Raw genomic sequence first — 12815 nt, forward strand, 5'->3', positions numbered from 1 at the left:
AATGAATAAGGGCTGTACGCCACCAAGTCGATTGTTTCGACTTATTGCGTACAGCCCTTTTTGTCAGTGAGGCGGTGGATGTGGCGCAAAGATGCAGAACATGCATCTTTTGTACTCGATGATTCATCACGGGCGTCGTTGACAATAGCTGCTCGGTTCGGGTTAATGTTAACGCGAGCCGTTGTCTGCACCCCGTGCGAAGTGTGACAATGCTTGACGGCTATAAGCCTCAGCTGCTGTGTTCCTCATCGAATTACTCATGTGCTTTCCGCTGAATCTCTTCCCGCACACGTTCAGCGAACAGGGCAATGTCCATGCTGCCGAGATCGCCTTCGCCGCGTCGGCGCACCGCGACCGTGCCGCTTGCTTGTTCCTTCTCGCCCAGCACGAGCATATAAGGGATTTTGGCTAGCTGTGCGGCACGGATTTTGTACCCGAGCTTCTCGCTGCTCTCGTCGACTTCTACCCGAATGCCCTGCTCGATCAGCTGTTTCCTGACCTCATAGGCATAGTCGACATAATGGTCGGAGACCGGCAGCAGCTTCACCTGCACAGGAGCGAGCCATACCGGGAACAGTCCGGCGAAGTGCTCCGTCAGTATCCCGATGAATCGGTCGATCGAGCCATACACGGCGCGATGAATGACGACGGGACGATGCTTGCCGTTATCCTCGCCAATGTAGGACAGCTCGAATTTATCCGGCATCTGGAAGTCGAGCTGGATCGTCGCGCATTGCCAGCTCCGCTTCAAGGCGTCACGGATATGGAAGTCGATCTTCGGCCCATAGAACGCGCCGTCGCCTTCGTTAATTCGATACTGAACGCCGCGGTTGTTGAGCACGTTGCTCAGCGCCGCCTCGGCCTGATCCCACAGCTCCTGCGAGCCCATCGAGTCTTCAGGGCGCGTCGACAGCTCCATTGCGTAGGAGAAGCCGAACACGCTGTAGATCTGGTCGATCAGCGCGATGACGCGGTCGATCTCGGCTTCGATCTGATCTGAGCGGACGAAGATATGCGCATCATCCTGGCAAAATGTCCGTACGCGCATCATTCCGTTCAGCGCACCGGAAAACTCATGGCGGTGCACCTGCCCGAATTCAGAGATGCGAATCGGCAGCTCGCGGTAGGAGTGCCGGGCATTTTTATAAATAAGCATGTGGCCTGGACAGTTCATCGGCTTGAGCGCGAATCGGCTGTCGTCCACATCCGTGAAATACATATTGTCTTTGTAGTGATCCCAGTGTCCGGATTGCTCCCATAGACGCTGGTTCATCATGAGCGGCGTACGCACTTCGTCGTACTGCTGCCGGCTTTGCACTTCGCGCAGGAAGCTTTCCAGCTCATTGCGGATGACCATGCCATGGCGAAGATAGAACGGCATGCCCGGCGCTTCCTCGGAGAACATGAACAGCTCCAGCTCCTTGCCGAGCTTGCGATGATCACGTTTCTTCGCTTCCTCCAGCAGCATCAGATGCTCGTCAAGCTGCGCCTGCTTCGGGAAAGCCGTGCCATAGATCCGTTGCAGCACCTTGTTGTTGGAGTCGCCGCGCCAGTATGCGCCTGCAATGCTTTGCAGCTTGAACGCCCGAATCCGACCTGTCGACGGTAGATGCGGCCCGCGGCACAGATCAACGAATTCGCCCTGCTCATAGAGCGAGATGACGGCATCCGCTGGAAGCGCGTCGATCAGCTCAAGCTTCAAGTGATCGTGCTGCTGCTCGAAGATCTGTCTAGCCTCATCCCGGCTTGCTTCGCGCCTGCGAATGACGAGGTTGGCGGCTGCGATTGCGGCCATCTCTTTCTCGATCTTCGCGAGATCTTCAGGCGTCAACTGATGCTCCATGTCGACGTCGTAGTAGAAGCCGTCCTCGATCACAGGACCGATGCCGAGCTTCACTGTGCTCCGGCCGTACAGCCTAGTTAATGCTTGGGCCATCAGATGCGCTGTGCTGTGACGGTAAATCTCAAGCCCTTCCTTGCTGTCTTGCGTAACGATCTCTACGGAGCAGTCGGATTGAATCGGTGTGTATAGATCCACCAGCTTTCCGTCGAGTTTTCCTGCGATGGCCTTGTCCCTCAGGCTTGGGGATATTGCCGCAGCCACCTCTTCGATTGTTGTACCTGCCTGAATCTCTCTTGCTGCGCCGTTTGGCAAAATGACTTGAATCGCCATTTTGTTCACCCTCCTGATTGTTTAGAATCAAGTTAGGCGAAATGCGTGCAAACACAAAAAAAGCACGCATCCCGCAAAGGGACGAGTGCTTGTAAACTCGTGGTTCCACCCTACATTTGACCTCTGATCCTACGGCTGCAGAACAGGGTCCTCATTGGCATCCGGTAACGGGGACGAGACGGTGATGAATACTTCCGCTAGCCGCAGCGGGTTCCACATCACGGCTACAAAGGGGTAACTTCATCGACATCGCTGAAGGAGCTCGCAGCGGGTGCTCCTCTCTCTGGGCAGGATGGATCGTTGAAATCATGTCTTTGATAATCGCCTTGGGATATAAAGCTTGGGACTGATTATAGCGCTGGATGAATTGCGGTGTCAACATTGGAAATCAAAAGAAATTATTTTAAAATATTGGAATCGGGGCGGTTAGAGCTCCACATGGAAGAGAGGCTATGTACGTATGGAGATTCGCCGCATTACCGAAGACGAAGTGCCGCAAGTATACGCACTAATGGTGGATGTAGTGTCGCGACTGCCGTCGAAAGAGCTATTCGCAATGGGCGACGAGGCTTACCTCTATGCGCATGTGGAGGAGTTGGGCGAGATCTATGGCGCCTATGAGGGAGATAAGCTTGTCGCCTACACGGTGCTGTCTTTTCCGGGGCAGCGCGATTGGAATCTCGGCAGTGAATTCGGCGTGCCTGCAGATGAGCTGGACAAGGTTGCTGTGCTCGAGGGGACGATCGTTCACGAATCCGTACGTGGACGCGGGCTCCAGCGAACGTTCACCCAATTGCGGGAGAAGCGGGCGAGAGAGCGTGGATCGCTCTATCTGTACGGCACGGTTCATCCGGACAATACGCCAAGCAGGCGGAATCTGGAGGAAGCGGGCTTGACCATACGGTTTACGCGCCCGATGTACGGGGGCAATATGCGACACTGCTACGCCAAGCGGCTTGAATAGACGGCACCTTGTAAACATGCTATGATTTCAAGAGCAGCAATCTGGGGCGCAAACAATTGCGGAGGGACGCATATATGGTGAAACGTAACAACAATCGCGGTACGGGAGTGGACAAGCTGGACCACCGTGTAACCGTGCTTTTGAAGGAATGGGCGGGGCTTAGCGGCTTCTACGGCTATAAGGAATTCGGGCTGGAGGAAGTGCTTGCACTGCTCAATACAGCAGGTTGGAAAACAGACGTGGACGCGTCGGATCCAGCGGCACGCGTCGTCGTTCAGTTCAAGGACGGATCGGTCGTTCGCCGCAGCAAATTCACGCTCGACGAGAAGGGCCGCGCGCTCAAAGTATACTAGAAACGAATAGAGGCATCCCGATGAAGCTTGGCGAATCGGGGTGTTTTTTCGTTGTGGAGAGTAAGTCATACTCGGTAGCCTGCAGCGTCAGGGGTGACAGGGGCACGTCCGAGACGGCTGCAGGCTTGAGTATGCTCATGCCATGGGATGGTCAGTCCCAGACACCATGCGGTAATACGGCGCATTACGTTGTGGTGGGCCAGCGACAGCGCTCAATGGCCCACATGTTCATCATCGGAGAGCAGGCTGAAAAACCGCTTAATACCAGCTTAGCCGCCACTGAAAGTTGTACGTGCAGCAGCAAATTGAACGAATGATGCGATTGAACGAGCGTATGAACGCGCAAGAGCGAGGAACAATACAAATAGTTAAAATCACGTCCAAAAGTTAACGTTGACGTAAACGTTGGTTTAGGATTACTATAATTCATGTCGTTAGGTACGGCAGTGGAGGTCTTAAAGGATGGAAACTTACAAAATTGATGAAGTATCCAAAGTAACTGGACTAACGAAGCGCACGATCCGTTATTACGAGGAGCTTGGTCTGCTCATGTCCACGCAGCGGACGGAGGGCGGCATGCGGCTGTATTCGCAGGAGCATATCGAACGGCTGAAGCAAATCGTGAGCGCACGCGACGTGCTCGGATTTTCGCTGCAAGAGATTCTCGATTTCGTTCAGCTTCGAGAGACGTTCGAAGGTCACCGAACCTCGATCCAGAACACGGAGGATGCCGAGCAGAAGCGTCATCACCTGCAGGAGGTTGAGCGCGGTCTCGCGCAGCAGCTGCAGATGATCGATCAGAAGATGGAGACGATGGCGCAGTTCAGACGAGAGAGGGAGCAGCTTCATCAACGAATTAAGGAAGCCATCCAGAACACTCTAACTTAAAGAGGTTGTTCAAAAAGGTTGCTTTTGATCACGAAGTATTACAAGAAGCGTATCGGCATCAGGTGCTGAAAACCGACCTTTTTGAACACGCATTTAAAGAAAAAAGGAGCCTGAGCAACAATGCAGCAATCCAAAGATTCACTTGCACCCAAATCAAGCATGTTCAGTCAGCCGATGGCGGTGTGGGCCGTTATTTTTGCCTGCATCATCGCATTCATGGGCCTCGGTCTCGTTGACCCGATCCTCCCGTCGATCGCGAAGAACTTCAACGCATCGGACTCTGACGTGACGCTGCTCTTCACGAGCTATAATGCCGTCATGGCCATTGCGATGCTCATTACCGGCGCGATTTCGTCGCGTATCGGCATTAAAGGAACGCTCATTCTTGGCGTAATCTTCATCGCGATTTTCTCCGCACTCGGCGGCTGGTCGAACAGCGTAACAAGCCTTGTTCTGCTTCGCGGCGGTTGGGGCCTGGGTAACGCTATGTTCGTTGCAACGGCGCTGACGGCGGTTGTATCGATGTCCAAGACGGGCGTTGCCAAGTCGATTATTCTCTTCGAGGTTGCCGTAGGTCTCGGCATCTCGGTTGGCCCGCTGCTCGGCGGCGAGCTTGGCTCGATCTCGTGGCGCGGACCATTCTTCGGCGTAGCATGCCTCATGGTCATCGCATTCATTCTGCTGATGACGCTGATGCCATCTCGCAAGAACAACGCTGCAGCGGCACCGAAACGCAAAACGTCGCTGCTCGATCCGTTCCGCGCTTTGAAGAACCGCGCGCTTCGTACGTTCGGTATCGCAGCATTCCTGTACAACTTCGGTTTCTTCACTTTGCTCGTATATGCGGCACTTGTACTCGGTCATATCCATCATTTCGACGAGCATCAGCTCGGTTATGTATTCCTCGGCTGGGGTCTCCTGCTGGCGTTCACGTCGGTATTTGTAGCGCCTAAGCTGCAGAAGTGGCAGGGTACGGTTCCTGCGATGTGCGTGCAGCTGTTCCTGTTCGCACTGACATTGTTCGTTATTGCGAACTGGACTTACAACAAAGAGGTTGTTGTGTGGATGGTCGTTCTGTCCGGCGCATTCCTCGGGAACAACAACACGCTCATTACGACGGGCGTCATGAACGCATCGACGATCGAGCGTTCGACGGCTTCGGCAGCGTACAGCTTCTTACGCTTCATCGGCGGCGCTATCGCGCCTTACCTTGCCGGTAAGCTGTCCGAGTGGTACAACCCGCACATGCCATTCACAGTTGGCGGTGTCTGCGTACTGTTGTCGGTTATCTTCCTGTGGTTGAACCGCAAGCATCTGGCGCATGTCGATGCAGTGGAAGGCCATCATTAATCATTAAGCGGAATGAACAGCAGGTCGCCTCTATCTTCGGATAGGGGCGATTTTTGTATAGGTGCGGCCGGGTTGGGACGCGGTGCGGTGCAGGCCTTGTTTTATCCGATAAGTTCTGGGACAATACGATTATAAGAATATTGGAATGAATGGATGTAAAGTGAGGGCAACAACCAATGAGTAAACCATCCGTATACGGATTTACGCAGGAGCAGCTGATCGAATGGCTGCAGCCGCATGGACATAAGAAGTTTCGCGCACAGCAAGTATGGGATTGGCTGTATCGCAAGCGTGTTACCACGTTCGCCGAGATGACAGACGTGAACCCTGCCTGCATCGCGCTCTTGGAAGAGCATTATGCGATCAGCACGCTGGAGGAGCATACGAAGCAGGTGTCGGCGGACGGCACGGTGAAGTTCCTGTTCCGATTGTCCGACGGCAACCTGATCGAGACGGTGCTTATGCGGCACAAATTCGGTCTGTCGGTATGCGTGACGACGCAGGTCGGCTGCAACATCGGTTGCAGCTTCTGCGCGAGCGGGCTGCTGGCGAAGAGCCGGGACCTGACGAGCGGCGAGATTACCGAGCAGATCATGAAGGTACAGCTATATCTGGACGCAGCAGGTCAAGGCGAGCGCGTCAGCCACATCGTCGTGATGGGCATCGGCGAGCCGTTCGATAATTACAAGCATATGTCCGACTTCATCAACACGGTGAAGGATCACAAGGGTCTCGCGATCGGACCGCGCCATATTACGGTGTCGACGAGCGGTCTGGCGGGCAAAATCCGCGAGTTTGCCGATTCCGACCTGAACACGAATCTGGCCGTTTCGCTTCATGCGCCGAATGATGAGCTGCGCACGCGCATCATGAAGATCAACAAAGCGATTCCGATCGCGAAGCTGATGGATGCGATCGACTATTACTTGGAGAAGACCAATCGCCGCATTACGCTTGAGTATATTCTGCTCAAGGATGTGAACGATAAGGTCGAGCACGCGCTTGAGCTGGCGGAACTCGTCGGCGATCGCCGCGATCTTGTGAACGTCAACCTTATCCCATACAACCCGGTCGATGAGCACAGCCAATATCAGCGCAGCACGCCGGAAGCGATCGACGCCTTCTACGATGTGATGAAGAAGCAGAATGTAAGCTGCAGCGTACGTCTGGAGCATGGCGCGGACATTGACGCGGCATGCGGACAGCTGCGCAGCAAGCAGATTCGCAAGGAAGCGTAAGTGACTGTTCGATCAAATAAAGCCTTCAAGCTCACGGAGCTTGAAGGCTTTTTGGCATAATCAGATTAGAAATTGAAATTGTCCGGGTCCGGACCTACCCGCTCATCGCGGTTCAGGCTATTCAGCAGCGCCATGTCCTCATCGGACAGCGCGAAGTCGAAGACCGAGCCGTTCTCGGCGATCCGATGCGGCTTCACCGACTTCGGAATCGTCACAACGCCGTTCTGCAGATCCCAGCGGATGATGATTTGGGAGACCGACTTGCCGTATTTGTCGGCCAGCCGAGCAATTGTAGGCTCATTCAGCAGTTGTCCCTGTTTCAGCGGCGACCATGCTTCCAGTTGAATGCCGTTTGCCTTGCAGAATTCATGCAGCGGCTGCTGAGACAGATGCGGATGGTATTCGACTTGGTCGACCATCGGCACAACCTCTGCCCCTGCCATCACGTCCTCCAGATGATGCACGTGGAAGTTGCTGACGCCGATCGCCTTGACTCGGCCTTGCTTATACAGCGTCTCAAGTGCGCGCCATGCTTCTTTGTACTTGCCTGCTTTGGGCCAGTGGATGAGATAGAGGTCGAGATACTCGAGTCCGAGCTTCGTCATCGTCACATCGAATGCAGCGAGTGTCTCTTCGTAGCCAAGATCAGCGTTCCATACTTTCGAGGTGACGAACAGCTCGGAGCGGTCGATGCCCGTCTCCTGAATCGCCTCGCGAATCGCTTGGCCTACGCCTTGCTCGTTGCCGTATACAGCCGCTGTGTCGATGCTGCGATAGCCGAATTTGATGGCGGATTTGACCGCTTCGATGAGCGTGTCGCCTTCTTCAACTTGGAATACGCCGAGGCCAAGCCAAGGCATCTTAACGCCGTTGCGAAGTGTTGTTGTGGATTGCAGATGTTGAGCTGTTGTAGTCATTGAATTCGTCCTCCAGTAGATGTGGTTTGTTGTGTAGTGAACTTGTAATTGAGCTTGTAATTGAGCGCTTGAAATGGAACGGTTATGCAACAGAGCGGTCAGACTTAGGGTTAGTGTCTCTTTCTTCCAGCCTGCGCATCCATGCGGTCAGCAGCACGGCGCCGAATACCATAATGGCCCCAACCCAAGCCGTATGGACGAGACCTAGCTGCTCGGCGACGATGCCGCCGGTGTAGGCGCCGATCGCGATGCCGGCGTTGAATGCCGCAATATTGACGGCTGATGCAAAATCTTTGGCCTGCGGCGCGAACCGCTCAGCCAATATGACGACGTACACTTGCAGCCCCGGCACGTTCATGAACGCGAGCAGGCCGAGCAAGAATACAGTCACGAGCGCAGCGTCTTGGTACGGCGCGGTGAAGGTGAATACTAACAGCACGACAGCTTGAAGGGCGAACATATACAGCAGGGCGTGAGCCGGCTTGCGATTGGCTGCTTTGCCGCCGATGACGTTGCCGATTGCAATCGCGATGCCGTACAGCAGCAGAATGACAGCCGTTGTCCCTTCCTTGAAGCCGGATACGCTTGTGAGAAGCGGGGACAAATAAGTGAAGACAACGAATGTGCCGCCATAACCGAGCGCTGTCGTTGCGAAGGCTAGCAGCAGTCTGCCGTGTGCGACGAGCTTGAATTGTTCGCCGAGCTTAGCGGCTTGGCCGCGCGGCAGATTCGACGGGATGAGCGCGAGATGCGCGAGCATCGATACGATGCCGATTACGACGATCGCGGCGAATGCGTATCGCCAGCCGAGCTGCTGCCCGAGGAAGGTGCCGATCGGCACGCCCGTTACCGTCGCAATCGTCAGGCCCGAGAACATAAGCGCAATCGCGCTTGCTCGTTTGCTCTCCGGTACGAGATCGGCAGCGATCGTCGACCCGATCGACATGAAGACGCCATGGGCGAACGCCGAGATGACGCGGGCGGCAAGCAGCACGCCGATGCTGGTTGCCGAAGCTGCAAGACCATTGCCGATAATGAACGTCAGCATGATGGCGATGAGCAGCCTTTTGCGCGGGATGCGAGCTGTCAGTGAAGTCAGAACAGGCGCGCCGATCGTGACGCCCAGCGCATACAACGTTACGGTAAGGCCGGAAGTGGCCACCGATATATGCAAGTCATCGGAGATAAGCGGCAGCAGACCGACGCTGATGAACTCCGTTGTACCAATTGCGAAGGCGCTCAAGGCAAGCATCAGAAGCGCCAGATTAGCTTGTTTGGGTTGAAGATGCATAATGAATCGTCCTTTACTTGTACGTATTGCAAAGCCATTTGTTTCCCTAAGGGAAGCGGATTGTCGCCTAGTGGTGCTGACCGGCCGGTAAGTGCTATTATGGGGGTAGTGGGATCAAATAAACAGTACGTACTTTCAAGTGCTATAGGTACTAGAAAGTAATATAGGCACTTTTAAGTGCCTATAAGATAACTTTTTGAACACGCGCTATAAGGGAGAGGAAGTGAGCAGCAATGACAACAACTACGACAACGACGGGGAAGAAATACAACATCTCGGTCGAGGCAACGCTGGAGGTAATCGGCGGCAAGTGGAAGTGCGTTATTCTTTGTCATCTGACGCACGGCAAGAAGCGGACGAGCGACCTGAAGCGGCTGATGCCTGGCATCACGCAGAAAATGCTCACCCAGCAGCTGCGCGAGCTGGAGCAGGACGGCATAGTGGATCGGATCGTCTACAACCAAATTCCGCCGAAGGTGGAGTACCAATTAAGCGAATACGGGCAGACGCTTGGTTCGATTCTGACGGCGCTCTGCAATTGGGGCGAGCAGCACATCATTCGCGAGTACGGCGACAAGTTTGCGGTACTCGAAGATAATGTGCTCAATCGCGATTAAAACAAATAGCCGCCGACCCTGCGCGGGACGGCGGCTGCTGAATGATGGTTAGCGTTGTTCGCTGGACATGACTACGACATTGCGTGCGATACAGAACTGCGCTGCGTAGTAGGTCGTCATGATGAGTATGCCGGCATTCGTGATGTCGGATACGAATAGGTTCCACGACAGAATGGAGTCCGAGGCAAGGAACAGCAGACTGCCGATCGTCGCCCAGAAGCGGCCGGTCATGATCGCGGACCATGCCATCAACGCGATGACGGCAATGTAGGCGATGACGGGGATGATGAGCCCCGTATCATTGTCTTCGCGGAGCGCCTGCACGAGCTGCGTTCCCATGTAAGCGGCGTAGATAGCGATCGGAATAATTGACGCGAACCGCCAAGCGGAGAAGCGCCATTCGCTGAAGAATCCGGTCATGTAGCAGAGATGACCGATCAGGAAGGCGGACAGACCAACGACGAACCAGTCGAGCAGGCCGTCGCCGAACATACAGAAGATGAGGCCGATGAACGTCGCCCATTGTAAGCGCTTGCTTTTATGCGGAATATGCAAGTACGTATAGGTGATGATGAGCAGCATCGGAATGATTTTGAACAAAAGCTTCACAGCATGTGGATCGGCCGGGATGATGAAGATGTACAGCATGCTCATGACAAGGATGAGCCAAGGGAGTAATGCGTGGAATCGTGTGCGTTGCGCCACGGAGATTCGCTCCTTCATTGGAATTGGATTGAAAGTATTGTAACATGAAACGCAACAAACGCGGGTGATTAGTCTTTTACATTCGTGATCAACAGCGGAGTTTTGAACGTTTTTGAACGCTTCTAGTTGAGGTTAGATATTTAGAGAGGACGGCAGTCGGCATGGACATTCCTATGATAATCGGACGGCAGCGCGCATTCTTCAAGGAAGAGAAGACACGGCCGCTTAGCGAGCGGCTGAAGCGGCTTCGGGCGCTGCAGGATGCGGTCAAGAAGCATGAGCCGGCGCTGCTTGCGGCGGTGCAGAAGGATTTGCACAAATCGGAGTTCGAGGCGTTCACGACGGAGATCGGCCTTGTGTATAAGGAAATCAGCCATGCGCTGAAACGGCTGAGGAGCTGGGTCAAGCCGAAGCGCGTCCGTACGCCGCTCACTCACTGGGGGAGCAAGAGCTACATCGTGCCGGAGCCGTATGGCGTCACGCTTATCATTGCGCCCTGGAACTATCCGCTGCAGCTGGCGCTTGTGCCGCTGGTCGGTGCGGTTGCGGCGGGTAATACGGTCGTGCTCAAGCCTTCGGAGCTGGCTCCGCATGTGTCGCGCGCAATCGCTGATGTGATCGCGGATGCGTTCGAGCAGGAGTGGGTATCGGTTGTCGAAGGCGGCGTAGAGACGAGTACTGCTCTTCTGGCGGAGAAGACGGACTACATTCTGTTCACGGGGAGTACGCACGTCGGCCGTATCGTGATGACAGCAGCAGCGAAACATCTTACGCCCGTCACCTTGGAGCTTGGCGGCAAGAGCCCTTGCATCGTCAGCGGGGATGCCGATCTGAAGCTGGCGGCGAAGCGGATTGCCTTCGGCAAATTCACGAATGCAGGGCAGACGTGCGTAGCGCCCGACTATGTGTATGTGCAGCGCGAGGTGAAGGATGCGTTCCTTGGCCACCTGGCTGCGGCGGTGAAAGAGCTGTACGGAGAAGAGCCGCTGCGCAACCCGAGCTATACGCATCTGATCAGCGATCGGCATTATGCAAGGCTGGCTGCATTTCTTAATGATGGGCGAGTTATAATCGGCGGGCAGACGGATGCAAGTGAGCGAGCGATTGCGCCGACTGTGCTGGACGGCGTCGATTGGTCGTCGCCGGTGATGCAGGACGAGATCTTCGGCCCCGTGCTGCCGGTGCTTGCCTATGACCGAATCGAGGAAGTGTACGAAGCGGTGCTCGCGCGGCCGAAGCCGCTGGCGCTCTATCTGTTCAGCAGCAGCCGCGAGCTCCAGCAGCGCGTTATCGAACGACTGTCGTTCGGCGGCGGATGCATCAACGATACGCTCATGCATTTTGCCTCGTCCTACTTGCCGGTTGGCGGTGTAGGGGAGAGCGGAATCGGCAGCTATCATGGAGAAAGCACATTCTTCACCTTCTCGCATCAGAAGAGCGTCCTGCGCCAAGCGACGTGGCTTGATATTCCGCTGCGTTACCCGACGTCCAAGGCGGGGCTTAAGATCATTCGGCGGTTGATGAAATAGCAGCAAAAGGCTGAGCAGATCGGTTATCTGCCCAGCCTTCGGTGTATAGCGGCTTAGAAATAAGTCTTCCGGTTCGGTTCAGCGGCTCTCAGCTCACGGTAACGGATAAACGCATAACGCTGCAGTCCCGCTGTTTGTGAGATGGCCAACTCGCCGAGCTCGTCCGCTTTCGCGAAGTCGCCGCGGCGGAAAGCCTCCTCAGCTTCAAGCGCATATTTCAGCCCTTGATGATCCACCATCCGCTTCGATTGTTCGAAGCCGGACTGATCGTCCTGCAGCAGCCGTACCAAAGCGCGCGCCACATACTTGACGTCATTGTTGTCCTGCTGGTTTATATGCTGCTCGGCTTCCTGCCAGCGCTCGCTTGCCAGTGCAAGATTGGCGCCTAGTACAGCACGGAGCTTGTCGTTCTTAATATTGCCCATTCTAGCTGCGGCTGATTCCATGTTACCGTCGATCAAGTCGCATACCGCCGCGTAGTAAGGGACGGTCCGGCTCAGTTTTCTCACGCACTTGTCCACTGCGATGTCGTTGCGCGAGTAACGGAGCACATAATTCATACGAATAATCGAAGTGCCATAGATGACGACTGCTGCACATGCCACTAGGATGAACACCGTCGACGTGCTGACGTCGGTATCGCTCATGCCGAGCCATACGCCGATGATGACGCCTATAACGATCGCCAACGCTAATCGTTGCAATACTCTCATTGAAGTATAACCCCCTCTTGGATCAAATAGAGCACAACTAACTATACACGACTGAAAGGGTCGGATAAACAGGGTGT

The 12815-nt window shown here is 54.9% G+C and carries 12 protein-coding genes; 7 read left to right on the plus strand and 5 right to left on the minus strand.

Annotated features, from left to right (window positions below; all coding sequences use genetic code 11):
- Positions 1 to 253: 253 nt before the first annotated feature.
- Complete coding sequence (thrS, locus tag SBI19_RS16545; RefSeq protein ID WP_317970108.1) at positions 254 to 2173, minus strand: threonine--tRNA ligase; 1920 nt, start codon at positions 2171 to 2173, stop codon at positions 254 to 256.
- A 460-nt stretch (positions 2174 to 2633) separates the two neighbouring features.
- Between thrS and SBI19_RS16550 the strand changes: the two genes are divergently transcribed.
- From SBI19_RS16550 to rlmN, 5 genes are all read left to right on the plus strand, one after another.
- A complete protein-coding gene (locus tag SBI19_RS16550; protein WP_317970110.1) occupies positions 2634 to 3137 on the plus strand; it encodes a GNAT family N-acetyltransferase in 504 nt (167 codons plus the stop codon).
- A 74-nt stretch (positions 3138 to 3211) separates the two neighbouring features.
- Positions 3212 to 3490, plus strand: a complete 279-nt coding sequence (locus SBI19_RS16555) for a hypothetical protein (protein ID WP_317970112.1) — start codon at positions 3212 to 3214, stop codon at positions 3488 to 3490.
- A gap of 462 nt (positions 3491 to 3952) precedes the next feature.
- Positions 3953 to 4378 (plus strand): MerR family transcriptional regulator, encoded by a 426-nt coding sequence (locus tag SBI19_RS16560; protein ID WP_317970114.1) that lies wholly within the window; start codon positions 3953 to 3955, stop codon positions 4376 to 4378.
- 120 nt (positions 4379 to 4498) lie between these two features.
- Complete coding sequence (locus tag SBI19_RS16565) at positions 4499 to 5728, plus strand: MFS transporter (RefSeq protein WP_317970115.1); 1230 nt, start codon at positions 4499 to 4501, stop codon at positions 5726 to 5728.
- 176 nt (positions 5729 to 5904) lie between these two features.
- On the plus strand, positions 5905 to 6966 hold the full coding sequence (rlmN, locus tag SBI19_RS16570; protein ID WP_317970116.1) for a dual-specificity RNA methyltransferase RlmN: 1062 nt from the start codon (positions 5905 to 5907) through the stop codon (positions 6964 to 6966).
- 65 nt (positions 6967 to 7031) lie between these two features.
- Here rlmN and SBI19_RS16575 read toward each other — a convergent pair whose 3' ends face one another.
- Positions 7032 to 7883 carry an aldo/keto reductase gene (locus tag SBI19_RS16575; RefSeq protein ID WP_317970118.1) on the minus strand — a complete coding sequence of 284 codons (852 nt, stop codon included), beginning with the start codon at positions 7881 to 7883 and terminating at the stop codon, positions 7032 to 7034.
- A gap of 82 nt (positions 7884 to 7965) precedes the next feature.
- The gene (locus tag SBI19_RS16580) at positions 7966 to 9174 is read right to left on the minus strand and encodes an MFS transporter (RefSeq protein ID WP_317970120.1); all 1209 of its coding nucleotides are present in this window, start codon (positions 9172 to 9174) and stop codon (positions 7966 to 7968) included.
- A 233-nt stretch (positions 9175 to 9407) separates the two neighbouring features.
- Between SBI19_RS16580 and SBI19_RS16585 the strand changes: the two genes are divergently transcribed.
- Positions 9408 to 9791 (plus strand): winged helix-turn-helix transcriptional regulator, encoded by a 384-nt coding sequence (locus SBI19_RS16585; protein WP_317970122.1) that lies wholly within the window; start codon positions 9408 to 9410, stop codon positions 9789 to 9791.
- 48 nt (positions 9792 to 9839) lie between these two features.
- Here SBI19_RS16585 and SBI19_RS16590 read toward each other — a convergent pair whose 3' ends face one another.
- A complete protein-coding gene (locus SBI19_RS16590) occupies positions 9840 to 10496 on the minus strand; it encodes a lysoplasmalogenase (protein WP_317970124.1) in 657 nt (218 codons plus the stop codon).
- A gap of 161 nt (positions 10497 to 10657) precedes the next feature.
- On the opposite strand from SBI19_RS16590, the gene SBI19_RS16595 reads away from it, so the two are divergent.
- Complete coding sequence (locus SBI19_RS16595; RefSeq protein WP_317970126.1) at positions 10658 to 12025, plus strand: aldehyde dehydrogenase; 1368 nt, start codon at positions 10658 to 10660, stop codon at positions 12023 to 12025.
- A 53-nt stretch (positions 12026 to 12078) separates the two neighbouring features.
- Here SBI19_RS16595 and SBI19_RS16600 read toward each other — a convergent pair whose 3' ends face one another.
- Entirely contained in the window at positions 12079 to 12738 is a 660-nt protein-coding gene (locus tag SBI19_RS16600) for a hypothetical protein (RefSeq protein ID WP_317970128.1), read from the minus strand.
- Positions 12739 to 12815: the final 77 nt, after the last annotated feature.

The sequence above is a fragment of the Paenibacillus sp. CCS19 genome (genome assembly GCF_033239625.1).
GTDB lineage: Bacteria > Bacillota > Bacilli > Paenibacillales > Paenibacillaceae > Paenibacillus_T.

Coding starts and splice junctions, on each gene's coding strand:
- SBI19_RS16560 (WP_317970114.1), top strand. CDS start 3,953: ATGGAAACTTACAAAATTGATGAAGTATCCAAAGTAACTGGACTAACG.
- thrS (WP_317970108.1), bottom strand. CDS start 2,173: ATGGCGATTCAAGTCATTTTGCCAAACGGCGCAGCAAGAGAGATTCAG.
- SBI19_RS16585 (WP_317970122.1), top strand. CDS start 9,408: ATGACAACAACTACGACAACGACGGGGAAGAAATACAACATCTCGGTC.
- SBI19_RS16600 (WP_317970128.1), bottom strand. CDS start 12,738: ATGAGAGTATTGCAACGATTAGCGTTGGCGATCGTTATAGGCGTCATC.
- SBI19_RS16565 (WP_317970115.1), top strand. CDS start 4,499: ATGCAGCAATCCAAAGATTCACTTGCACCCAAATCAAGCATGTTCAGT.
- SBI19_RS16580 (WP_317970120.1), bottom strand. CDS start 9,174: ATGCATCTTCAACCCAAACAAGCTAATCTGGCGCTTCTGATGCTTGCC.
- SBI19_RS16550 (WP_317970110.1), top strand. CDS start 2,634: ATGGAGATTCGCCGCATTACCGAAGACGAAGTGCCGCAAGTATACGCA.
- SBI19_RS16575 (WP_317970118.1), bottom strand. CDS start 7,883: ATGACTACAACAGCTCAACATCTGCAATCCACAACAACACTTCGCAAC.
- SBI19_RS16595 (WP_317970126.1), top strand. CDS start 10,658: ATGGACATTCCTATGATAATCGGACGGCAGCGCGCATTCTTCAAGGAA.
- rlmN (WP_317970116.1), top strand. CDS start 5,905: ATGAGTAAACCATCCGTATACGGATTTACGCAGGAGCAGCTGATCGAA.
- SBI19_RS16555 (WP_317970112.1), top strand. CDS start 3,212: ATGGTGAAACGTAACAACAATCGCGGTACGGGAGTGGACAAGCTGGAC.